A 21,946-nucleotide genomic window follows, 5' to 3' on the forward strand; every position below is an offset into this window, starting at 1 on the left:
TCAGGGGCGCGCGTTCCCGGCCATCCCGTCGAGGAGGAATCCGAGCCCCCGGTCGAACGCGTCGTCCCAGTCGTTGCCGCTCGGATGGCCGCGGGAGGCGAGCGTCGGGTACTCCTCGCGGCGCCGCGCCAGAAGCTCGTCCGCGGCGCTCCTCTCCGCGGCCTCCTCGGCGGCACCGGAACCCGCCTGCATCAGCGCCGACCCGATGACGTGGTTGGACAGCGCGTAGGCGGCGGCGACCAGATCGGCCCCCACGAACCCCGCGCGGACGAGCGCCGCGTGCAGGAACTCGGTCCGCGCCAGCACGTTCGGTCCCAGCAGCGGTCGGCCGAGGACCTCGGCCGACCACGGGTGCCGAAGCATCGCGCTCCGCCAGCCGCGCAGCAGCGCGGTGACCTCGGCGCGCCAGTCGCCCGTGGACGGCGGCAGGGCGACCTCCCCGAAGATCGCGTCCAAGGCGAGGTCCACGACGTCGTGCTTGGTGTCGACGTGCCAGTACAGGGTCGTCGAGCCGGTCCCGAGCCGCTCGGCGAGCCGCCGCATCGTCAGCCGTCCGGCGCCCTCCGCGTCGAGCAGCGCGACCGCCTCCGCGACGATCCGCTCCCGCGTCAGCGGCGCCGTCCCGCGCCGCTCCTCCCGCAACCACACACTGTCGACCACGCGCTCAGGCTAGTACATTGGACGGGTTGCAGATCAACGGTCTAGTTACTCGAACGTTGTACGAGGAGACGTGTGGGGCACATCGAGGTGAGCCGGCTGACGTACGCGCCGCCGGGCGGGCGGCTCCTGCTCGACGACGTGTCGTTCCGCGTCGGCGACGGTGTGAAGGCGGCGCTCGTCGGCCCCAACGGTGCGGGCAAGACGACGCTGCTGCGCCTGATCGCGGGCGACGTCCGGCCCGCCGGGGGAGTGGTGACCGGCAGCGGCGGGCTCGGTGTGATGCGGCAGTTCATCGGCGGCGTCCGGGACGGCCGCACCGTGCGCGACCTCCTGCTGTCGGTCGCGCCCGGCCGCGTCCGGGAGACGGCGGCGGCGCTGGCCGACGCGGAGAACGCGCTCGGCGAGGACGAACGGAGCCAGCTCGCCTACGCGCGGGCGATCACCGACCACGCCGACGCGGGCGGCTACGACATCGAGGTCGTCTGGGACGCCTGCACCACCGCCGCGCTCGGGCTGTCGCTCGACCGAGCCGGACCGCGCGGGGTGGGGACCCTGTCCGGCGGTGAGCAGAAAAGGCTCGTCCTGGAGGCCCTGCTGCGCGGCCCGGACGAGGTCCTCCTGCTCGACGAGCCGGACAACTACCTCGACGTCCCGGCCAAGGAGTGGCTGGCCGGGCGGCTGCGCGCCAGCGCGAAGACGGTCCTGCTCGTCTCGCACGACCGGCGTCTCCTCGCCGACACCGCCGACCGCATCGTCACCGTGGAGTCCCGCGACGTGTGGGTGCACGGGGGCGGCTTCGCGGGATACGCGCGGGCCAGGCGTGAGCGAACGGAACGGCTGCACGAGCGGACGCGGCGCTGGAAGGAGGAGCACGCCCGCCTGAAGGGGGTCGCGGACACGCTCCGGCGGCGCGCGGCGAACAACGACGCGGTGGCGTCCTCGTACCGGGCCGCACGCACCCGGCTGCGGCGCTTCGAGGAGGCGGGGCCGCCCCGGAGCGCGCCCAAGGACCAGAACCTGCGGATGCGGCTTCGCGGCGGCCGCACCGGCAAACGCGCTCTCACCTGCTCGTCCCTCGCCCTCACCGGGCTGACCCGCCCGTTCGACCTCGAGGTCTGGTACGGCGAGCGCATCGCGGTGCTGGGCTCCAACGGGTCGGGCAAGTCCACGTTCCTGCGACTGCTCGCGGGCGAGGACGTCTTGCACACGGGTGACGTCCGGCTCGGGGCGCGCGTCCGCCCCGGCCACTTCGTCCAGACGCACGCTCGCCCCGACCTGCACGCCCGGACGCCCGCGGAGATCGTCACCGCGGAGAACGCGCTCACCCGCAACGACGCGATGGCGGCGCTGGCCCGCTACGAACTGGCGCCCGCGGGCTCCCGCCCGTTCGAGACCCTCTCCGGCGGCCAGCAGGCCCGCCTGCAGATCCTGCTGCTCGAACTCTCCGGCGCGACGCTCCTCCTGCTGGACGAGCCCACCGACAACCTCGACCTCGCCAGCGCCGAAGCCCTGCAGGAGGGCTTGCGGTCGTTCGAGGGCACGGTCCTCGCCGTCACGCACGACCGCTGGTTCGCCGACGACTTCGACCGCCACCTGATCTTCGCGTCGGACGGCCGCGTCCGCGAGTCCGGCGAACCCGTCTGGCGCGAGTAGCCGGTCACCGGCCGCCGTGAGACGGTGCTCGCTCGCCAGGCCTGCGGCGCGTCAGTCCTGGTAGAGGGCGTCGAGCGCCGCGTAGTCGGCGTCCGCGGGCGTGCCGCCGTCCAGGACGACGTCCAGCGCGTCGAGCATGGCGTGCCAGCCCACGCAGTAGACGCGCGCGGGCTCCACGCGCAGCGGGCGGTGCAGCAGCGTGAGCAGGGTGCCGTCGCCGTCGGGCCGCAACTCCCAGCGGACGACCGCGCGCGGCTCGTCCGGCCACGTCCACGAGTGCTCCAGCAGCTTGCCCTGCTCGACCGCGAGGACCTCGCCGTCGGCGCGCCCCTCATCCCCGAAGTCGTACACGACCGCCCCGCCGACCCGGGGCTCGATCCGGACCCCGGGCATCCACGCGCCCTGCTGCCCGGGGTCGGAGAGCGCCCGCCACACGCGTTCCGGCGGGTGCGGCAGCCGCCGCTCGAACCGGATCCGCCAGCCGTCGGAGGCTTCGGTCAGGGTGCCGCGATCGTTCACGTGTCCTCACTCCCCAGGTCGTCCAGGTGCCGTTCCAGCGCGTCCAGGCGTCGCGCCCAGTTGTCGCGGGTGTGCTCGATCCAGCCGGTGATCTCGCCAAGCGGCGCCGGGTCGAGCCGGTAGAGCCGGCGCTGCGCGTCGCCCCGCCGGCTCACCAGCCCGGCCTCCCGCAGTACCCGCAGATGCCGGGAGACCGCCGGGCGGCTGATCCCGAACTCTGCGGCCAGTTCGCCCGCACTGCGCTCCCGCTCGGCCACGAGTTCCAGCAGGCGTCGCCGGTGCGGATCGACCAGCGCCTCGAACACACTCTGGCTCATGGAGTCCTTTGTAACCGACATGCTACGTAAAGCACAAGTTACATAACCCGCGAAATCAGGGGAGGAATCGGCATGGGCTCCTCGCCCGGCGGGGTTCGCCGCACGCCCGCAGGCAGATGCCGGGCGCGGTGCGAGGCGAAGGTCCGGCGGGCCGGGACGTCCACGTCCCATGGCCCGGCCGTGTCGGATGCGGCCGACGGCCGCCCGCCCTTGATCCCGCTCCCGCGCTCCAGCGGTGGATGCGCGACGCGGCCGCGGGCGGGCCCGCGGCCGCGTTCAGGACTCGTACTTGCCTTCCGGGCGCTGGTGGCCTCCGGGCACCTCGTTCCCGTCTCCGTCGGAGACCGTGGCGAACCAGGAGGTCGCCCAGACCTCGATGCGTCGTGGCTCATGGGTGACCTGGAAGGGTTGATCGGACCAGCGTCCGTACGAGGTGACCACGACCGCCTCGCCGGGTCGGAGCCAGTAGTCCTGGCCGAACGGCTCCAGCCACAGTTCCAGCAACTCGTCACCGTCGTTCCGCACCAGCATGGGAACCGGATTGCCCAGCTCCTGGATGGCCTCGAAGCTGAAGTCGCCGGCCTTGGGCATGTTCTCTTTGAGGGGCGCGGTGATGTGCTCAGCCGGGGAGGGGACGGAGCCACGGCGCCTTCTGGTCCACATGGTGAAGATTCTGGCGACCTCCCGAGTTCCGCGATCGTCCGGGCATGCCGGACACCCGGCCGCCCCCGCTGCGCGCCGGGAAGAGCGATGCCCTGCGCGCGTCCCCCGCGCGACCGGCCCGGTGACTCGGGGTGGCTCGGGTTTACGGCGTCAGCGCGGGATCGGGCGGTACCGGAACCGGTCGCCCTCGGCCGCTACGCGTCCCCAGCCGAAGTGCGCGGGCATGAGGACGGCGTCGTGCTCGGCGACCCATCCCAGGACTTCGCGCCGGACCCGTGCGGACGCCGCCCGGTCGACGCAGAACCGCGAGCAGACCAGCGGGCCGGCGAACTGGCGCGGATGGTGGATCAGGTCGCCCGACAGGACGGCGGTGTCGCGCGTCCCCCGGACGATCACGACCGACGAACCGGGCGTGTGCCCGGGTACCGCCCGCACCTCGATCGGGCCGGCGGGCCGGTGCCCGTCGTCGACCGCGTCCAGCAGGCCGTGCGGGACCAGCGGCCGGACGCTGTCCTCGTACGAGCCGTACAGGAACCCCGGGTCGCGGGCGACGCCCTCGCCGGCCCAGCGCAGTTCGGCGGCCAGCACCTGGTGGCGGGCCCGGGGGAACACGGGCGTCCACGAGTCGCCGTCCCGCCGGGTGCACCAGCCGACGTGGTCGGCGTGCAGGTGGGTGAGGTGGACGGTGCCGACGTCCGCGGGGGCGACGCCGGCGCGTTCGAGCGCCCGGGGCAGGGCGTTCGCGGACCGGTGGTCCCAGCCGGGCCGCGACCGGGCCTTTCCGTCGCCGACGCCCGCGTCGACGAGCACGTTCTCGGTGCCCGTCGCGATCAGGTAGCCGCCGAACGTCAGCTCGAGGTCGGTCCCCGCGCCGTCCCGGTCCTCGGGCAGCAGGTCCGCGGCGGCGAAGGACATGGCCCCGATGTCCTCCAGCCACGTGACCGTGACCCCGCCGAGGTCCAGTGCCGGTGGTGCGGCAGTCTCCATGCTCACGGCCCCTCGGTTCACGGTCGTCCACCCGCCCGAACGGTGCGGGAGTGATCGGAACAGTAGGCGAACGCGGGGGCTCGGGCTAATAGCGTTTGCCTCGATGCCTATGTTCGGACGGATATAGCGCGGCGCGGCATTCACCGGCAGGGGCGAACGGGCCCGAGGTATTTGATCGGCGTTCCCCGGCACGGCAGGGTAAGCCCGTGGACGATCTCAACGACTGGCCCGGCCGGGAACTCGACGACGAGCAGCTGGACGTCGCCTACAACGTGCGGCGGAAGGCGGGGCCGGAGCTGTTCGAGCGGCACATGGCCCGCTACCTCGCGATGTCGGACGACGCGGTCGCGGGGCTTCCCGGGCACCCGGGGATCGTCTACGACGAGGCGAGCGGCGAGCGCCTGGACGTGTGGGGCGTCGAGGACGGGACGGCGCGGCCCGTGTTCGTGTTCCTGCACGGCGGCTACTGGATGGCGCTGTCGCGGCGCGAGTCGTCGTTCATGGCGCGGATGCTCGACGGGCACGGTGTCGCGACGGTGGTGCCCGATTACACGCTGGCGCCCGAGGCCGCACTGGAGGAGATCGTCCGGCAGGTCCGGGCGTCCATCGCGTGGGTGTACCGGCACGGGCGGGAGCACGGGCTCGATCCGGACCGGATCGTCGTCGGCGGCAGCTCGGCGGGCGGCCACCTGACCGGCATGACGATGGTGGACGGCTGGCAGCGGGAGTTCGGCCTGCCGGACGACGTGGTGAAGGCGGCGATGCCGTTCAGCGGGCTGTTCGACCTCCGGCCGATCACGCGGGTGTACGTGAACGAGTACGTGCGGCTCGACGTGCCGACGGCGGCCGCGCTCAGCCCGGAACTGCTGCCCGCCGGACGCCGGTGCCCCGCGGTCGTGACGGCGGCGGAGCACGACGGCGACGGGTTCCTGCGGCAGACGCACCGGTTCGCGTGGCACTGGGGCGTCGAACCGTTGATCGTCCCCGGACGGGACCACTTCGACCTCGTGCTCGATCTCGCGGACGCGGAGTCGCGGGCCGGACGGGCGCTGCTCGAGCTGATCGCCGCCGTCTCGGGCTGATCGGGGGATCGCGGGCCGATCGGGGCCGCTACGAGGTGATCGCGGCGGCCTCGCGGCGGAGGTGGTCGAGCATCAGCCGGGCCGACGGGGTCGGGGCGCGGTGCGCGGGGAGGGTGACGCCGACCTGGTGGGGCACGGTCTCGAGCGGGACGGGCAGCGGTGCGAGCTCGGCGTCGGTGCGGGCCACCAGCTCGGGGAGTGCAGCGATCATGTCGGTGTCGCGGACGAGCGTGCGCACGGTCAGCACCGACGTGCATTCCACGAGGTCGGCGGGCGGTTCGAGTCCCTCGGCGCGGAAGACCTGTTCGAGTTCGCGGCGCAGGGCCGTCTGCTCGAGGGGGAGCACCCACGGGTAGTCGAGCAGGGCGGAGAGGTCGAGGCCGGGGCGGCGCCGGGCCGGGTGGTCGCGGCGCGCGACGAGCCGGACGGGCTCGCCGTACAGGGTGATCTGGCGGAGCGCCGGCTGCTCCCCGATGGGGTTGAGGCGGCCGAGGATCAGGTCGATCTCGCCGTCGAGGAGCCGCGGCACCTGCGCGTCGAACGTGGCCTCCTGCACGATCACGGTGATGCCGGGACGGCTCGCCTTGAGCGCGGCGATCGCGCGGGGGAGCAGGACGTTCGAGCCCGCGAGGAGGGTGCCGATCGTGACGGTGCCGACCTCGCCGTCGGCGAGGCCGCTGATCCGCTCGCCCGCCCGGCGCAGCTCGGCCAGCACGGCGCGGGCGTGCTCGATGAACGCGTCCCCGAACAGGGTGGGCGTGACGCCCCGGGGCCCGCGGGTGAAGAGGTCGACGCCGAGGATGCTCTCGACCTCCCGCAGGCTGCGGGTCACGGCGGGCTGCGCGAGCCGCAGGTGCTCGGCGGCCCGCAGGACGCTGCCGTGCTCGGCGATGGCGACGACGAGGACCAGGTGCCGCAGCTTGAGGCGTCCGTTGAGCAGGTCGATGGCACGCATACCCCATTTAGTATCACAAGACCGGTATGTCTTCGCGGGAGATTGGTATTTGCAAGGCATAGCGGAGTGGGCGGAGGATCGGGGTGTCCGGGTGAGCGCAGGGGGAGGAATCAGATGAAGGCTGAGCACTACGTCGGCGGGGTGTTCCGTTCGGACGGACCGGCCTTCCCACTGATCGCCCCCGCCGACGGAGCCGAGATCGGGTCGGTGCCCGAGGCGCCGCGCGAGGTGGTCGACGGTGCCGTCGCGGCGGCCCGCGAGGCGCTGCGGGGCCCGTGGGGGACGGCCGCCGCCGAGGAACGCGCGGCCGCGCTGCGGAAGATCGCCGACGGGATCCAGGCGCGGTTCGACGAGTTCGTCGACGCCGAGGTCGCCGACACCGGCAAGCCCCGCGAACTGGCCGCGACCGTCGACATCCCCCGGGCGGTCGGCAACTTCCGCGCGTACGCCGATCTGCTCTACGGGCGTCCCGAGCGGGCGTACACCACGCAGATCCCCGGCTGGAGCGCGGGGACGGGCCAGGCGCTCAACTACACGGTCCGCCGCCCGCTGGGCGTCGTGGCGATCATCTCGCCGTGGAACCTGCCGCTGCTGCTGCTGACGTGGAAGGTCGCGCCCGCGCTCGCGGCGGGCAACGCCGTCGTGGTCAAGCCGTCCGAGGAGACGCCGTCCACCGCGACGCTGCTCGCCCGCGTGATCGACGACGCCGGGCTGCCGGCGGGCGCGTTCAACCTGGTGCACGGGCACGGGGCGGACGCGGCGGGCGCGTTCCTGACCGGTCATCCGGGCGTGGACGCCATCGCGTTCACCGGCGAGTCCGCGACGGGCGCCGCGATCATGCGCAACGCGGCCGACCACGTCACGCCCGTGTCGTTCGAGCTAGGCGGCAAGAACCCCGCGCTCGTGTTCGCCGACGCCGACCTCGACGCCGCGGTGGACGGCACCGTCCGCTCGTCCTTCACGCATTCCGGGCAGATCTGCCTGTGCACCGAGCGGGTCTACGTGGAGCGCCCGGTGTTCGAGGAGTTCACGGCGCGGCTCGGCGAGCGGGCGCGGGCCCTCGACGGGTACGGGCCGGTGATCTCCGCCGGGCACCGCGACAAGGTGCTGGGCTACTACCGGCTCGCCCGCGAGGAGGGCGCCACGGTCGTCGCCGGGGGCGGGGCGCCGCGCTTCGGGGACGGGCGCGACGGCGGCTTCTACGTCGAGCCGACCGTGCTGACCGGCCTGCCGGAGACCGCCCGGACGGTGCGGGAGGAGATCTTCGGGCCCGTCTGCCACGTCGCCCCGTTCGACACCGAGGACGAGGCGCTCCGGCTCGCCAACGACAGCCCGTACGGCCTCGCCTCGACGATCTGGACGCGCGACCTGTCGCGGGCGCACCGGGTCGCGCCCCGCGTCGAGACGGGCATCGTCTGGGTGAACTGCTGGAACCTGCGCGACCTCCGCACCCCGTTCGGCGGCGTGAAAGCGTCGGGCATCGGGCGCGAGGGGGGAGAGTACTCCCTGGACTTCTTCTCCGAGCCCGTCAACGTGTGCATCCAGATCTGAGAGCGAGACCAGTGACACCGAACGCAGTGCCTGCGGGCATCGAGGCCGCCGCCGATCGGCTCGCGGAGGCTCGCGCGAGCGGGACGCCGTGCGCGCCCGTCCGCGACCTCGTCGCGACGCCCGAGCACGCCTACGCCGTGCAGGAACGCCTCACCGAGCGGCGGCTCGCCGAAGGCCACCGGCTCGTCGGCCGCAAGATCGGGCTGACGTCCCGGGCCGTGCAGGAGCAGTTCGGCGTCGGCACCCCCGACTTCGGGATGCTGTTCGCCGACATGGCCGTCCCAGACGGCGAGGAGATCCCGGCGGGCGCCGTGCTGCAGCCCCGCGCGGAGGCCGAGGTCGCGCTCGTCCTGGAGGACGACCTGGCGCACGAGCGGCACACGGTCGCCGACGTGATCCGGGCGACCGCGTTCGCGCTGCCCGCGATCGAGGTCGTCGGCAGCCGCGTCCGCGACTGGGACATCACGCTGCCTGACACCATCGCCGACAACGCCTCGTCCGGCATGTACGTGCTGGGCAACCGCCCGGTGAAGCTCGCCGACGTCGATCTGCGGCTGTGCGGGATGGTGCTGGAGCGGCGCGGGGAGCAGCTGTCGACGGGGACGGGCGCCGCCTGCCTCGGGCACCCGCTGAACGCCGCGCTGTGGCTCGCGGACACGATGGTCCGCGTCGGCCGCCCGCTGCGCGCGGGCGACACCGTGCTGACCGGCGCGCTCGGGCCGGTGGTGCCGGCCGCGCCCGGCGACGTGTTCGAGGCCCGCGTGGACGGGCTGGGCGACGTCCGGGTGGCCTTCGGGCGGGTGGCGGGCGAGAACGCGGAGCGGGTGGCGGGCGAGAACGCGGCTGAGGAGGAGGGGCGATGAGCGCCGACGTGCAGAAGCTCGCGACGACGCTGGAGGAGGCCGTCCGGGACCGCCGGGCGATCCCGAAGCTCACCGACGGCGCGGACCTGGACGTCCGGGCCGCGTACGCGGTGCAGCGCGAGGTGATCGAGCGGTGCACCCGGCGGGGGGAGCGGCTCGCGGGCGTGAAGATGGGCTTCACCAGCCGGGCGAAGATGATCCAGATGGGCGTCGACGACGTCATCTGGGGCCTGCTGACCGACGCGATGCTCGCGGAGTCGTCGGTGGACGTCGGCGGGCTGATCCACCCGCGCATCGAGCCGGAGATCGCGTACCTGATCGGGCGCGAGGTGCGTTCGGTCGCCGAGGTCGAGACGTGCGTCGCGGGCGTCGCCGTCGGCTACGAGGTGCTCGACTCCCGGTACGCGGACTTCAAGTTCACGCTGCCGGACGTCATCGCCGACAACGCGTCCGCGGCCCGGTTCGGGGTCGGGGCCTGGCATCCGCCGCGCGACCTGTCCAACGCCGGGCTGCTCATGGAGATCGACGGCCGGCCGGTGCAGTCGGGGTCGTCGGCGGCGATCCTCGGCGACCCCGCCCGGTCGCTGCGCGCCGCCGCGCGGCTCGCGCTCGGCGCGGGCATGCGGCTCGAACCCGGCTGGATCGTGCTGGCGGGCGCCGCGACGGCCGCCGTCCCGCTGCCCGCCGGGGCGCACGTGCGCATCACCGGGGCCGGGCTCGGCGGCGTGGAGGTGACGACCTGATGGCCGGGACGAACGGCGACGCGATCCTGGTCGAGGGCAAGGCGAAGCCGCGCGGGCGGTTCCCGCACGTCAAGCGGGCGGGCGACCTGGTGTTCGTGTCCGGGACGAGCTCGCGGCGGCCCGACGGGACGTTCGCCGGCGCGTCCGCCGACCCGATGGGCGTCACGGACCTCGACGTCCGCGAGCAGACCCGCGCGGTCATCGAGAACATCCGGGACCTGCTGGAGGCGGCCGGGGGCGGGCTCGCCGACGTCGTCAACGTCACCACGTACCTGGTGAGCATGAACGACTTCGGCGGCTACAACGAGGTCTACGGCGAGTACTTCGACGAGACCGGCCCCGCCCGGACCACCGTCGCCGTCCACCAGCTCCCGCACCCGCACCTGCTGATCGAGATCGCGTGCGTCGCGCACATCCCCACGACCGGCGAGGAGGCCGGAGCATGACCCTTCCGCAGCTGACCTTCGGGCGCCCGTTCAATTTCGAGGCGTGGATCGACGAGCACCGCGACCTGCTCAAGCCGCCGGTCGGCAACGTGCAGGTGTTCGACGACGCCGGGCTCATCGTCATGGTCGTCGGCGGCCCCAACCAGCGGACCGACTTCCACGACGACCCCACCGAGGAGTTCTTCTACCAGCTCAAGGGGAACATGGTGCTGCGCGTCATGGAGGAGGAGGGGCGACCGCCCGTCGACGTGCGGATCGACGAGGGCGACGTGTTCCTGCTGCCGCCGCACGTCCGGCACTCGCCGCAGCGTCCCGAGCCCGGCTCCATCGGCCTCGTCGTGGAGATCCCGCGCCCGGAGGGCCTGCAGGAGGCGTTCGAGTGGTACTGCACCGAGTGCCACCGCCTGGTGCACCGCGTCGAGCTGCAGGTCCGCTCGATCGTCGACGACCTGCCGCCCGCGTTCGACCGCTTCCTCGGGGGCGACCGCACGTGCCCGCACTGCGGCGCCGTCCATCCCGGCAAGCAGTGGCCCGAGTCCATGATCCCGACGACGAACCCGAGCACGGACCCGAGCACGGCGCCCCGCGCCTGACGGACCGGCAGCTCCCCACGGAGGCACCGTGACAGTCATCGACGTCCACGCGCACGTCTTCCCCCGCCTCGGCCGCGCGGACGGCGGCGTCCTCACCGACGAGGGCGAACCGTGGCTGCGCGTCCGCGGCGACGGCACCGGCATGATGATGAGCGGCGACACCGAGTACCGGCCCGTCGAGGAGGGCCTGTGGGACCCGGTGCGGCGGCTCGCCGACATGGACGCCGCCGGCGTCGATGTGCAGGCCGTGTCGTCCACCCCGCTGATGTTCGGGTACGCGGCCGAGCCGTCCCGCGCCGCCGACTGGTGCGACCTCGTCAACGAGCGCATCCTCGAGTACTGCGCCGCGGACCCGGCGCGGCTGCTGCCGCTGTCCCAGGTCCCGCTGCAGGACGCCGAGCTGGCGTGCAAGGCCGCGACGCGCGCGGCGGCGGCCGGGCACCGCGGCGTCCACATCGGCAACCACGTCGGCGACCGGAACATGGACGACCCGGGCATCGTCGAGTTCCTCGCGCACTGCGCGGACCTCGGCCTGCCCGTCCTCGCCCACCCCTGGGACATGCTGGGCGCGGACCGGATGCGCGGGCACATGCTGCCGTGGCTGTCGGGCATGCCCGCCGAGACGCAGCTCAGCATCCTCGGGCTGATGCTGTCGGGCGCGTTCGAGCGCATTCCCGAGTCGCTGCGGCTGTGCTTCTGCCACGGCGGCGGCAGCTTCGCGTTCCTGCTGGGCCGCGCCGACAACGCGTGGCACCGCCGCGACATCGTTCGCGCCGACTCGCCGCGCCCCCCGTCGGAGTACACCGACCGGTTCCATGTCGACTCCGCCGTGTTCGACCCGCGCGCGCTCCGGCTCCTCGTGGACGTCATGGGCACCGACCGGGTCATGCTGGGCACCGACTACCCGTTCCCGCTCGGCGAGCAGGACCCCGGCGCGACGATCCGCGCGTGCCCCGGCCTTGACGACGCGGGCCGCGCGCGGCTGCTCGGCGGCAACGCGGAGGCGTTCTTCGCCCCCGCGGCCGCCCCCGCCGAGGAGGACGTGGCGTGAACGCCGGCCAGAACGAGGCGCACGAGAACGAGGCGCTGCGGCTGGACGAGACCGATCCGCTGCCCACGCTGCGCGGCGAGTTCCTCGTCCCGCCCGCCCCCGGCGGGAGGTACGCGGAGGCCGCGTACTTCGCGGGCAACTCGCTCGGCCTGCAGCCGCGGACGGTCGCGGGGCGCGTCCGCGAGGAGCTGGACGACTGGGCGCGGCTCGCCGTCGAGGGCCACACGCGGGCCCGCCGCCCGTGGGTCGACTACCACGAGCTGCTTCGCGAGCCCGCCGCCCGGCTCGTCGGCGCGCTGCCGCACGAGGTCGTCGCGATGAACTCGCTGACGGTCAACCTGCACCTGATGATGGCGAGCTTCTACCGGCCGTCCGGGCGCCGCACCCGCATCGTCATCGAGGACGCCGCGTTCCCGTCCGACTCCTACGCGGTCGCCAGCCAGGCCGTGCACCACGGGCTGGACCCGGCGGCGGCGGTGGTGCGGCTGCGGCCGCGCGCCGGCGAGGAGCACCTGCGGACCGAGGACGTCCTGGCGTTCCTCGAACGCGAGGGCGACACGGTCGCGCTGGTCATGCTCGGCGGCGTCAACTACCTGACCGGCCAGCTCATGGACATGCCCGCGATCACCAAGGCGGGCCGGGCGGCGGGCGCCGCCGTCGGCTGGGACCTCGCGCACGCCGCCGGGAACGTCCCGCTGCGGCTGCACGACTGGGACGTCGACTTCGCCGCCTGGTGCACCTACAAGTACCTCAACTCCGGTCCGGGAGCGGTCGCGGGCTGCTTCGTCCACGAGCGGCACGTGCGGGACGCGGCGGTGCCGAGGCTGTCGGGATGGTGGGGCACCGAGCCGTCGGTCCGGTTCCGGATGGACCCCGACATCGCACCGCCCGCGTCCGCCGACGCGTGGCAGCTGTCGAACCCGCCGATCCTCGCGCTCGCGCCCGTCCTGGCGTCCCTGGAGATCTTCGACCGGGTCGGGATGGCCGCGCTGCGCGCCAAGAGCGAGCGGCTCACCGGCTACCTCGCGGCCCGGCTCGCGGCGTCCGGCCTCCGGGTGATCACCCCGGCCGATCCGGCGGCGCGCGGCACCCAGCTGTCGCTGCGGGTCGCGGACGCGGGCGAGCTGGTGCGGCGCCTCGCCGAGGACCACGGCGTCGTCGCGGACGCGCGCGAACCCGACGTCGTCCGGCTCGCGCCCGTCCCGCTGTACTGCACGTTCCACGACTGCCACCGCGCCGCCGAGGCCCTCGCCGTCCTCGCCGACCTCGTCTAGCGGGACGCGGGCTCGCCGGTGGCGGCGGATTCGGCCGCCACCGGCGAGCCCGCGGGCGGGCCCGCCGCGGGCCCGACGCCGGCCGGCATCGTGACCGCGAGCCGCCCGGCGGACAGGGCCATCACGGCCACCACGCAGGTGATCACGGTGAAGGCGGCCGGGTACGACAGCCCCTCGGCGATCCAGCCGGTGATCGCCGGGGCGGTCAGCACCGACAGGTAGGTGATCGTGGCGACGCCCGCGACGCCCTCGCCGGGCGTCCGCCCCCGGTCGCCGGCCGCGGCGAACACCAGCGGCAGGACGGTCGCGATCCCCACCCCGATCAGCGCGAAGCCCGCGATGCCCGGGACCGGGGTGCGGGCCGTCACCACCAGGACGCCGCCCAGCGCCGCCGTCGCGCCCCCGTACCGGACGACCCGGACCGGCCCGAACGCCCGGACGAGCCGGTCGCCGGCCAGCCGCGTCGCCGCCATGAACGCCATGAACCCGGTGAAGCTCGCCGCCGCCACGCCGGGCCCGGCACCCGCGACCTCGGTGAGGTAGACCGCCGACCAGTCGGCGCTGGCCCCCTCGGCGAACGTCGCGCAGAAGCCGACGAGGCCGATGCCGAGGATCGCGCGGTTCGGCAGCGTGTACCGGCGCGGGGCCGGGGCATCCGCGGCCGTCCGGTGCGCGAGCAGGCTCCGCCCCGCCAGGAGGCCGGCGCCCAGCAGGACCGCCGCCACGAGGCCGAAGTGGATCCGGGCGTCGACACGGGCGTGCGCCGCCAGCACGCCGACGCCGCCCGCGAGCATGCTGCCGACGCACCACAGCCCGTGCAGCCCCGACATGATCGAGCGGCCGAGGTGCCGCTCGACGTTGACGGCGTGGCCGTTCATCACGACGTCGGAGGTCCCGGCCGCCGCCCCGTACAGCAGCATCGCGGCGAACAGCCAGCCGGGCGCGGGCGCCAGCGCGGGCAGGATCAGGACCGCGCACCAGAGCGCGATCAGGAGGCGGACGGCCGGGCGCTCCCCGATGCGGTGGGCGAGGCGGCTCGCCGTCGGCATGGTCAGGAACGCGCCGATGGACGGGCACAGCAGGGCGAGGCCGAGGACGCCGGGCCCGAGGTCGAGGCGGTGCTCGATCCAGGGGATGCGGGTCGCCAGGGTCCCCGCCACGGCCCCGTGGACGGCGAAGACGGCGGCGATCGCTCGATGGTGGCTCATGGACCGAGAAACTAACAGGCAGCCTTCCTGATGAAAAGAGATTATCGACAGGGAGGCTGACTAATATGGGCGGCGTGAAGACCGCCGACCCGACGATGGCCCGGGCGATCAACGACCGGCTCGCCCTCGACCTGCTGCTGGAGCACGGCCCGCTGACCGCCACCCAGCTGCGCACGCTGACCGGGCTGTCCCGCCCCACCGTCGCCGACCTGATCGAGCGGCTCCGCGCGGGCGGGCTGATCGAGCGGGCGGGGGAGACCGGCGCCGACCGGCGCGGTCCGAACGCCCGCCTCTACGGCCTGGTCGCCGGACGCGCGCACGTCGCGGGCGTCGACCTGCGCCGCGACGCCGTGCACGTCGTCGCCGCCGACATCGCCGGGACCGAGACCGCCACCCTGACGCGGCCGCTGCCGCCGGACCCCGACCTGCCCGCGTTCATCGCCGCCGCCGTCGCCGACTCCCTCGCCGCCGCCGGCTCCGGGCCGGACGCGCACACGGTCGTGCTCGGCACCCCCGGCCTCATCCACCCCCGCACGGGCCTCGCCACCGAGGCCGGCGTGCCCGGCTGGCGCCCCGACCTCGGCCCCGCGCTGGCCGGACGGCTCGGCGCCCGCGTGATCGTGGAGAACGAGGTCAACCTCGCCACGATCGCCGAGCACCGGGCCGGCGCGGCGACGGGCCGGGACGACTTCGCCCTGCTGTGGCTCGACGACGGCATCGGCGCCGGGGTGGTCCTCGACGGCCGGCTGCGGCGCGGCGCGTCCGGCGGGGCGGGCGAGGTCGGGCTGCTCAAGTTCGGCGACGCCGACTTCTGCGCGCTGATGGAGCCGCCCGCCGTCCGCGGCCTCGCCCCGGACGCCCTCGCCGGCCGGATCGTCCGCGGCGTGTTCGCGCTGGTCGCCGTCCTGGACCCGGGCCTGGTCGTGCTCGGCGGCACGCTCGGCCGGGCGGGCGGGGACGAACTCGCCGCGCTCGTCTCCGCCCGCCTGGACGAGCTGTCCCCGGCGACCACCGAGGTTCGGCCCGCGGTGGTGGAGGGCGACCCGATCCTGCGGGGCGCGGTGCTGACCGCCCTCGACGCCGCCCGCGACGCCGTCTTCGGCTAGGCCCGCCGGGCGGCCGTGCCCGCGGGGCCGGGCCGGCCGTCAGGGCCCGTAGGTCTCGGCGCCGACCCCCGCGGTCCGCAGGACGAGCCGGTCGCGGGTCCGGCCGGGGACCTTCGCGAGGGCGGCCATGATCCGCGCGTCCCGCCCGGAGAGGTAGACGGCCGCCGGGCGCCGCGCCGTCAGCGCCTTGACGATCGTTTTCACGATGCCGTCCACCGGCGCCCGGGACCCGTTATCGACGAACTCGCCCATCTTCTCCGCGACGCCCCGGTAGAGGCGCTGCGTCTCCGGGTCCCCGCGCCACCCGGCGATCCGGGCGGCGGCGCCCGCCTTGGCGAAGATCTCCGTCTGCACCGCCCCCGGCTCCACCAGGCTCACCCGGACGCCGAGCGGGCGCATCTCCATCCGCAGCGCCTCGGTGACCGACGCCAGCGCCGCCTTCGACGCGGCGATCGGGCCGAAGGTCGGCGCGCACATCCGGGAGCTGACGGCGCCGATGTTGACGACCCGGCCCCCGGTGGTGCGCAGCATCGGCAGCACCGCCTGCGTCATCGCCACCTGGCCGATGACGTTGACGTCGAACTGGCGGCGCCACTCCTCGAGCGGCACCGTCTCGACCGGCCCCTCGACGATGACGCCCGCGTTGTTCACCAGCGCGTCCAGCCGGCCGCCGGTGCGTGCGGCGATCTCCTTGGCGGCGGCGTCGAGCGTTTCCTCGTCGATGAGGTCGATGACGAGCGGATGGACGCCCGCGGGCAGCGCCGAGGTGTCGGAGGCGCGGCGGACACCCGCGTACACCTCCCAGCCGAGGTCGTGCAGGCGCCGGGCGGCGGCGCCGCCGATGCCCCCGGCGGCGCCCGTGATCAGAACGGTTCGAGTGCTCATGCGGCCATGCTCGGCGGGCCGCGCGCCCGGAGGAAGACTACAGTTAACAGTATTAACCCGACTGACAGGATCGGACGGACGAGGGGACGACCCGTGGCCGACCGCACGGCCGAGGCCAGGCGCAGGGAACTCGGCGGCTTCCTGCGCTCCCGCCGCCACCGCCTCGCCCCGCGGGACGCCGGCATCACGCCGGGCCCGCGCCGCCGCACACCGGGGCTGCGCCGCGAGGAGGTCGCGGCCGCCGCGGGCGTCAGCCTCACCTGGTACACGTGGCTGGAGCAGGGGCGCGTCAACGGGGTGTCGCGGCAGGTCCTGGACGCTCTCGCCCGCGCCCTGCGGCTCGGCCCGGACGAGCACCGGCATCTCCTCGAACTGGCGGGCGACCCCGCCGCCGAGCCGGCCGCGCCCGCCACCGTTTCCGGGGAGGTCCGCGCCCTGCTGGACATGGTCGAGCCGAACCTCGCCCACGTGGTCACCCGCTGCTTCGACGTCGTCGCCTGGAACGCCCCCGTGGACGCGCTGTTCGGTGACATGCCGGACCCGCCCTCCGGCGAGGACCTCAACATCGTCTGGATGATGTTCAACCACCCATGGATGCGGGCCCGGTTCCCCGAATGGGAAGCCGAGGCGCGCTGGCTGGCGGCGCTGCTGCGCAACGAGGCCGGGCGGCAGGCCGGAAACCCCCGGTTCCAGCGCCTCGTGGAGGGACTGACGGCCACCAGCGCGGAGTTCCGCGAGTTCTGGGCGGAGCACGACGTCACGCCCTTCACCCCGTCCGAGCGCCACTACAGCCACCCGGCGATCGGACGGGTGACGTTCCGGTACATGAAGATCAACGTGGAGAACGAGCCGGATCTGAGCGTCCTCGTGCACTACGCGCCCGAGGGCGGGGCGGCCGCCGCCGCCCTCGCCCGGCTGGCGGAGACGGCCCGCGCCCCGGCCCGCTGAACCCGGCGCGGGTCCTCAGGTCTTGGGCAGCCGCTCGCCGGTCCGCAGCCGGTCCAGGCCCAGCCAGATGAACTCCAGCGCCATCTGCTCGGCGCGCTCCCGGGAGGTGTCCGGATGCTCCAGCCACCACGACACCATCGACAGCATCGACCCGTACATGAGAGGGACGAGCAGGCGCGCGCGGTGCTCGTTCACCGCCAGCGCGGCGGGCGACAGCTTGGGGTCCGCGCGGCGGCGCCGCAGCAGCAGGTCGGCGAACGCGGTGCCGAGCCGGTCGCGCAGCTCCCGCAGCTCCGGCCCCACCTCGGGCTTGTCGAGGTGGCGGATGACCAGCGCCCACCCGTCCGGTTCCTCGGTGGCGTAGTCGAACAGCACCCGGATCATCGCCCGGATGCCCTGCGGCGAGTCGTGCTCGGCGAGCACCGCCGCGTTCAGCCGTCCGGTGAGCTCGGCGACGATCGCCTCGGTCACCTCGACGAACAGCTCCTCCTTCGACGCGAAGTGCTGGTACAGCAGGGCCTTGGACACCTGCGCCGCCGCCGCCACGTGCTCCATCTGCGTCAGGTGGTAGCCGCGGCGGCCGAACTCGGCCAGCGCCACGCGCAGCAGCTGCTCGCGCCGCCGGGCGTACGGCATCCGCCGCCGCACGCCCGGGGACGCGTCCCCCGTCGATTCGCTCATCTGCCCGTCAACTCGTTCGGCTACCGGTCGATCACTTCTCGAGGTACTTGCCCAGTTCCGCCCGCGCCACGGACCGGACGTGCACCTCGTCGGGCCCGTCGGCGAGGCGGAGCGTGCGCAGGCCCGCCCACATGCCCGCCAGCGGGGTGTCGTCGCTGACGCCCGCGCCGCCGTGCACCTGGATGGCGCGGTCCACGACCTCGAGCGCGACGCGCGGCGCGATCACCTTGATCGCCGCGACCTCGGAGCGCGCGGCCTGGACCCCGTGCCGGTCGATCAGCCAGGCCGTCTTGAGGGTCAGCAGCCGGGCCTGCTCGATCGCCATCCGCGACTCGGCGATCTGCTCGCGGACGACGCCCTGCTTGGCGAGCGGCCCGCCGAACGCCTCCCGCGACACCGCGCGCTCGCACATCAGCTCCAGCGCCCGCTCGGCCATCCCGATGGCGCGCATGCAGTGGTGGATGCGGCCGGGGCCCAGGCGGGCCTGCGCGATGGCGAACCCGCCGCCCTCCTCGCCGACCAGGTTCTCCACCGGGACCCGCACGTCGGTCAGCCGGATCTCGCAGTGGCCGTGCTGGTCCTGGTAGCCGAACACGGGCAGCGGGCGGACGATCTCGACGCCCGGCGCGTCGACCGGCACCAGCACCATCGACTGCTGCCGGTAGGGATGCCCGTCCGGGTCCGTCTTGCCCATCACGATCATGATCTTGCAGCGCGGGTCGGCGGAGCCGCTGATCCACCACTTGCGCCCGTTGATCACGTAGTGGTCGCCGTCCCGCTCGATGCGGGTCGAGATGTTGCGGGCGTCGGAGCTGGCGACGTCCGGCTCGGTCATCGCGAACGCGCTGCGGATCTCGCCGTCCAGCAGCGGAGCGAGCCACTTCTCCTTCTGCTCGGGCGTGCCGAACAGGTGCAGCACCTCCATGTTCCCCGTGTCGGGCGCCGCACAGTTGATGGCCTCCGGAGCGAGGTTGGGGGAGCGGCCCGTGATCTCCGCCAGCGACGCGTAGTCGGTGACCGACAGGCCGTGCGCCGGGTCGTCGGCGTCGGGCAGGAACAGGTTCCACAGGCCGCGCTCGCGCGCCTCGACCTTGAGATCCTCGACGACCTGCGGCACGTGGTGCTCGCGGCCCTGCCCGCGCAGCTCCGCCCGCTGGGCGGCGTAGACCGGCTCGGCCGGGTAGACGTGGGAGTCCATGAAGTCCTGGAGGCGGCCGAGGTAGTCCTGGGCCCGCTCGCTCAAACCGAAGTCCATTCCGCTAGAGTAACTGACGAGTCAGTTACTTTGGAGGGGAGTCCCTGATGGCAGCCTTCGACGGGACCGGCAAGGTCGCGCTGATCACCGGCGGCGCCAACGGCATCGGGGCCGCGGTCGCCCGCCGGCTCGCCGCCGGGGGCGTCCGGCTCGTCATCGCCGACGTGGACGAGCGGGCCGGCACCGCCCTCGCGGACGAGCTGGGCGGCGCGTTCGTGCGCTGCGACGTGCGCGAGCCCGCCGACAGCGAGGCCGCCGTCGCCACCGCCGTCGACCGCTTCGGCGGCCTCGACGTCGCGTTCCTCAATGCCGGCGTCGCCGGAGGCGGCGGCGTCGGCGACGACTTCGACCCCGCCGCCTACCGCCGCGCCATGAGCATCAACCTCGACGGCGTCGTGTACGGCATGCACGCCGCCATCCCCGCGCTGCGCGCCCGCGGCGGCGGCGACATCGTCGCCACCGCCAGCATGGCCGGGCTCACCGCCACCCCCTTCGACCCCGTCTACGGCGCCAACAAGGCCGCCGTCGTCGGTCTCGTCCGCGCCCTCGGCCCCACCTACCTGGACGAGGGGATCCGCGTGAACGCGCTGTGCCCGTCGTTCGCCGACACCGACATCCTCGGCTCGATACGCGGGCACCTGCAGGAGACCGGCTTCCCGATCCTGGAAGTCGCCGACGTCGTCGAGGCGTTCACGTCCATCCTGGACGGCGACGCGGCGGGCGAGGCCTGGTACGTGGTCCCCGGCCGCCCGTCCGAACCCTTCCGTTTCCGCGGCGTCCCGGGCCCGCGCTGAAACCGAGCAGAACGGAGATACCGAGAACCATGCGCGCCGTACAGATCACCGAGTTCGGCGGTCCCGAAGTGCTGGAGGTCACCGAGCTGCCCGATCCCGTCGCCGGGCCCGGGAACCTGCTCGTCGACGTCGCCCGCGCCGGGATCAACTACGCCGACACCCACCAGGCGGAGAACAGCTACCTCGCCGAGTCCACCCTGCCGATGGTGCCCGGCGGCGAGGTCGTCGGCACCGCCCCGGACGGGCGCCGCGTCGTCTCGCTCGTCGGCACCGGAGGCTACGCCGAGAAGGCCGTCGCGCCCGAGGCGCTCACGTGGGACGTCCCCGACGCCGTCGACGACGTCACCGCGCTCGGCATGATCGTGCAGGGCGCGTCCGCATGGGTGCTGCTGCGCCGCAACGTCCATCTGGCGGCGGGCGAGTCCGTCGTCGTGCACGCCGCCGCGGGCGGCGTCGGCACCCTCGCCGTGCAGCTCGCCAAGGCGTGGGGCGCGGGCCGCGTCATCGCCACCGCGTCGTCTCCGCAGAAGCGGGCGCTCGCCCTCGAACTCGGCGCCGACGTCGCCGTCGACGCGAACGAGCCGAACATGAAGGACGCCCTCATCGAGGCCAACGGCGGCCGCCGCGTCGACACCGTCCTGGAGATGACCGGCGGGACCGTCACCGACCAGAGCATGAAGGCCCTCGCCCCCTTCGGCCGCCTCGCGTTCTACGGCATGGCGTCCCGCGAGGAGCCCAGCCCGGTCCGGCCCGCGGCGCTGATGTCGCACTCCACCACGATCTCCGGCATGTGGCTGGCGCATGTGTTCCGGCTGCCCGGCGACGTCATGCGCACCGCCCTCACCGAGCTGTTCGGCCTCGCCGCCGACGGCCGGCTGCGGGTGGTCGGCGGCGGCGAGTACGGTCTCAGCGAGGTCCGCCGCGCCCACGAGGACCTGCGCGCCCGCCGCACCAGCGGCAAGCTCGTCCTCGACCCGTCCCGCTAGCCGCCCGCGCCCGTCGCGGGCCGAGGACCTCAGCCGCCGACGAGGCCGTTCTCGTACGCGTAGACGACGGCCTGCGTGCGGTCGCGCAGCGCCAGCTTCGTCAGGACGTGCCCCACGTGCGTCTTCACGGTCTGCTCGGCCAGCACCAGCTCGGCGGCGATCTCCGCGTTCGACAGCCCGCGGGCGATGAGCCGCAGCACGTCCCGTTCCCGGGGCGTCAGCCCGGCCGTCGCCTGCGGGCTGGGCCGCTGGTGCCGGCGCCGCCGCGCGAAGTCGCCGATCAGCCGCCGGGTGATGGACGGCGCCAGCAGCGCGTCGCCCGCCGCCACGACCCGCACCCCGTTGACCAGGTCGGCCGCCGACGCGTCCTTCAGCAGGAAGCCGCTCGCGCCCGACCCCAGCGCCTCGTACACGTACTCGTCGAGGTCGAACGTGGTGAGGACCAGCACCTTCGGCCGCGGGCCCGGCTGCTCGCCGTCCCCGGTGGCGTCGCCGAGCGGCGTGCCGGCCAGTTCGGCGGTCGCGGCCAGCCCGTCCATCTCCGGCATCCGGATGTCCATCACGACCACGTCGGGGTCCAGTTCGCGGGCCAGCGCGACGGCCTCCCTGCCGTCCCCCGCCTGCCCGACCACCTCGATCCCCGGATCGGAGGACAGCAGCGCCGCGAGCCCGTCGCGGATCATCACCTGGTCGTCGGCGATCAGCACCCGAATCGTCACGACGCCA

General features: G+C 74.1%; 24 protein-coding genes. 13 read left to right on the plus strand and 11 right to left on the minus strand.

Going from position 1 to position 21,946, the window contains the following annotated elements:
• A complete protein-coding gene (locus F7P10_RS39980) occupies nt 1–660 on the minus strand; it encodes a TetR/AcrR family transcriptional regulator (protein ID WP_151017181.1) in 660 nt (219 codons plus the stop codon).
• A 72-nt stretch (nt 661–732) separates the two neighbouring features.
• On the opposite strand from F7P10_RS39980, the gene F7P10_RS39985 reads away from it, so the two are divergent.
• Nucleotides 733–2,313: an ABC-F family ATP-binding cassette domain-containing protein gene (locus tag F7P10_RS39985; protein WP_151017182.1), complete on the plus strand. Its 1,581-nt coding sequence runs from the start codon at nt 733–735 to the stop codon at nt 2,311–2,313.
• 51 nt (nt 2,314–2,364) lie between these two features.
• On the opposite strand, the gene F7P10_RS39990 is transcribed toward F7P10_RS39985, so the two are convergent.
• From F7P10_RS39990 to F7P10_RS40005, 4 genes are all read right to left on the minus strand, one after another.
• Entirely contained in the window at nt 2,365–2,832 is a 468-nt protein-coding gene (locus F7P10_RS39990) for an SRPBCC family protein (protein ID WP_151017183.1), read from the minus strand.
• On the minus strand, nt 2,829–3,149 hold the full coding sequence (locus F7P10_RS39995; protein WP_151017184.1) for a helix-turn-helix transcriptional regulator: 321 nt from the start codon (nt 3,147–3,149) through the stop codon (nt 2,829–2,831). Before F7P10_RS39995 ends, F7P10_RS39990 begins: the two co-directional genes overlap by 4 nt.
• Before the next feature lie 276 nt (nt 3,150–3,425).
• Nucleotides 3,426–3,740, minus strand: coding sequence for a hypothetical protein (locus tag F7P10_RS40000; RefSeq protein WP_151017185.1), 315 nt, complete (start codon nt 3,738–3,740; stop codon nt 3,426–3,428).
• Nucleotides 3,741–3,962: 222 nt separating this feature from the next.
• Nucleotides 3,963–4,799 (minus strand): MBL fold metallo-hydrolase, encoded by an 837-nt coding sequence (locus tag F7P10_RS40005; protein ID WP_254716855.1) that lies wholly within the window; start codon nt 4,797–4,799, stop codon nt 3,963–3,965.
• 206 nt (nt 4,800–5,005) lie between these two features.
• On the opposite strand from F7P10_RS40005, the gene F7P10_RS40010 reads away from it, so the two are divergent.
• Nucleotides 5,006–5,881 (plus strand): alpha/beta hydrolase, encoded by an 876-nt coding sequence (locus tag F7P10_RS40010; RefSeq protein ID WP_254716263.1) that lies wholly within the window; start codon nt 5,006–5,008, stop codon nt 5,879–5,881.
• A 28-nt stretch (nt 5,882–5,909) separates the two neighbouring features.
• Here F7P10_RS40010 and F7P10_RS40015 read toward each other — a convergent pair whose 3' ends face one another.
• Nucleotides 5,910–6,836, minus strand: coding sequence for a LysR substrate-binding domain-containing protein (locus F7P10_RS40015; protein WP_151017187.1), 927 nt, complete (start codon nt 6,834–6,836; stop codon nt 5,910–5,912).
• A 114-nt stretch (nt 6,837–6,950) separates the two neighbouring features.
• Between F7P10_RS40015 and F7P10_RS40020 the strand changes: the two genes are divergently transcribed.
• Genes F7P10_RS40020 through kynU form a run of 7 tightly spaced genes read left to right on the plus strand, consistent with a single transcriptional unit; the run spans nt 6,951 to nt 13,357 of the window.
• On the plus strand, nt 6,951–8,387 hold the full coding sequence (locus F7P10_RS40020; protein ID WP_151017188.1) for a 2-hydroxymuconic semialdehyde dehydrogenase: 1,437 nt from the start codon (nt 6,951–6,953) through the stop codon (nt 8,385–8,387).
• A 26-nt stretch (nt 8,388–8,413) separates the two neighbouring features.
• Nucleotides 8,414–9,250: a 2-keto-4-pentenoate hydratase gene (locus F7P10_RS40025; protein ID WP_151018615.1), complete on the plus strand. Its 837-nt coding sequence runs from the start codon at nt 8,414–8,416 to the stop codon at nt 9,248–9,250.
• Nucleotides 9,247–9,993, plus strand: coding sequence for a 2-keto-4-pentenoate hydratase (locus F7P10_RS40030; RefSeq protein ID WP_151017189.1), 747 nt, complete (start codon nt 9,247–9,249; stop codon nt 9,991–9,993). The genes F7P10_RS40025 and F7P10_RS40030 overlap by 4 nt, the downstream gene beginning before the upstream one ends.
• Nucleotides 9,993–10,439 carry a RidA family protein gene (locus tag F7P10_RS40035; RefSeq protein WP_151017190.1) on the plus strand — a complete coding sequence of 149 codons (447 nt, stop codon included), beginning with the start codon at nt 9,993–9,995 and terminating at the stop codon, nt 10,437–10,439. Before F7P10_RS40030 ends, F7P10_RS40035 begins: the two co-directional genes overlap by 1 nt.
• On the plus strand, nt 10,436–11,032 hold the full coding sequence (locus F7P10_RS40040; RefSeq protein ID WP_176611831.1) for a 3-hydroxyanthranilate 3,4-dioxygenase: 597 nt from the start codon (nt 10,436–10,438) through the stop codon (nt 11,030–11,032). Before F7P10_RS40035 ends, F7P10_RS40040 begins: the two co-directional genes overlap by 4 nt.
• A 28-nt stretch (nt 11,033–11,060) precedes the next feature.
• On the plus strand, nt 11,061–12,083 hold the full coding sequence (locus tag F7P10_RS40045) for an amidohydrolase family protein (RefSeq protein WP_151017191.1): 1,023 nt from the start codon (nt 11,061–11,063) through the stop codon (nt 12,081–12,083).
• Nucleotides 12,080–13,357, plus strand: coding sequence for a kynureninase (gene kynU / locus F7P10_RS40050; protein WP_254716264.1), 1,278 nt, complete (start codon nt 12,080–12,082; stop codon nt 13,355–13,357). Before F7P10_RS40045 ends, kynU begins: the two co-directional genes overlap by 4 nt.
• On the opposite strand, the gene F7P10_RS40055 is transcribed toward kynU, so the two are convergent.
• On the minus strand, nt 13,354–14,565 hold the full coding sequence (locus F7P10_RS40055) for an MFS transporter (protein WP_151017192.1): 1,212 nt from the start codon (nt 14,563–14,565) through the stop codon (nt 13,354–13,356). The genes kynU and F7P10_RS40055 overlap by 4 nt on opposite strands.
• 74 nt (nt 14,566–14,639) lie before the next feature.
• Here F7P10_RS40055 and F7P10_RS40060 point away from each other — a divergent pair, with 74 nt between their 5' ends.
• Entirely contained in the window at nt 14,640–15,671 is a 1,032-nt protein-coding gene (locus tag F7P10_RS40060; RefSeq protein ID WP_218040289.1) for an ROK family transcriptional regulator, read from the plus strand.
• A 39-nt stretch (nt 15,672–15,710) separates the two neighbouring features.
• Here the strand turns inward: F7P10_RS40060 and F7P10_RS40065 are convergent, their stop codons facing one another.
• Nucleotides 15,711–16,556: an SDR family NAD(P)-dependent oxidoreductase gene (locus tag F7P10_RS40065; RefSeq protein WP_151017194.1), complete on the minus strand. Its 846-nt coding sequence runs from the start codon at nt 16,554–16,556 to the stop codon at nt 15,711–15,713.
• 93 nt (nt 16,557–16,649) lie between these two features.
• Between F7P10_RS40065 and F7P10_RS40070 the strand changes: the two genes are divergently transcribed.
• Nucleotides 16,650–17,504, plus strand: coding sequence for a helix-turn-helix transcriptional regulator (locus F7P10_RS40070; protein WP_176611832.1), 855 nt, complete (start codon nt 16,650–16,652; stop codon nt 17,502–17,504).
• 15 nt (nt 17,505–17,519) lie between these two features.
• Here the strand turns inward: F7P10_RS40070 and F7P10_RS40075 are convergent, their stop codons facing one another.
• Together F7P10_RS40075 and F7P10_RS40080 are read right to left on the minus strand one after the other, a co-directional pair.
• Nucleotides 17,520–18,185: a TetR/AcrR family transcriptional regulator gene (locus F7P10_RS40075; protein ID WP_151017196.1), complete on the minus strand. Its 666-nt coding sequence runs from the start codon at nt 18,183–18,185 to the stop codon at nt 17,520–17,522.
• Nucleotides 18,186–18,216: 31 nt separating this feature from the next.
• The gene (locus tag F7P10_RS40080) at nt 18,217–19,440 is read right to left on the minus strand and encodes an acyl-CoA dehydrogenase family protein (RefSeq protein WP_151017197.1); all 1,224 of its coding nucleotides are present in this window, start codon (nt 19,438–19,440) and stop codon (nt 18,217–18,219) included.
• Nucleotides 19,441–19,487: 47 nt separating this feature from the next.
• Here F7P10_RS40080 and F7P10_RS40085 point away from each other — a divergent pair, with 47 nt between their 5' ends.
• On the plus strand, nt 19,488–20,234 hold the full coding sequence (locus F7P10_RS40085; RefSeq protein WP_151017198.1) for an SDR family oxidoreductase: 747 nt from the start codon (nt 19,488–19,490) through the stop codon (nt 20,232–20,234).
• A 29-nt stretch (nt 20,235–20,263) separates the two neighbouring features.
• Nucleotides 20,264–21,220 carry an NADPH:quinone oxidoreductase family protein gene (locus F7P10_RS40090; protein ID WP_151017199.1) on the plus strand — a complete coding sequence of 319 codons (957 nt, stop codon included), beginning with the start codon at nt 20,264–20,266 and terminating at the stop codon, nt 21,218–21,220.
• A 29-nt stretch (nt 21,221–21,249) separates the two neighbouring features.
• On the opposite strand, the gene F7P10_RS40095 is transcribed toward F7P10_RS40090, so the two are convergent.
• A complete protein-coding gene (locus F7P10_RS40095) occupies nt 21,250–21,903 on the minus strand; it encodes a response regulator transcription factor (protein WP_254716856.1) in 654 nt (217 codons plus the stop codon).
• Between the last annotated feature and the right edge of the window lie 43 nt (nt 21,904–21,946).

This window comes from Actinomadura sp. WMMB 499 (assembly GCF_008824145.1).
Lineage (GTDB): Bacteria > Actinomycetota > Actinomycetes > Streptosporangiales > Streptosporangiaceae > Spirillospora.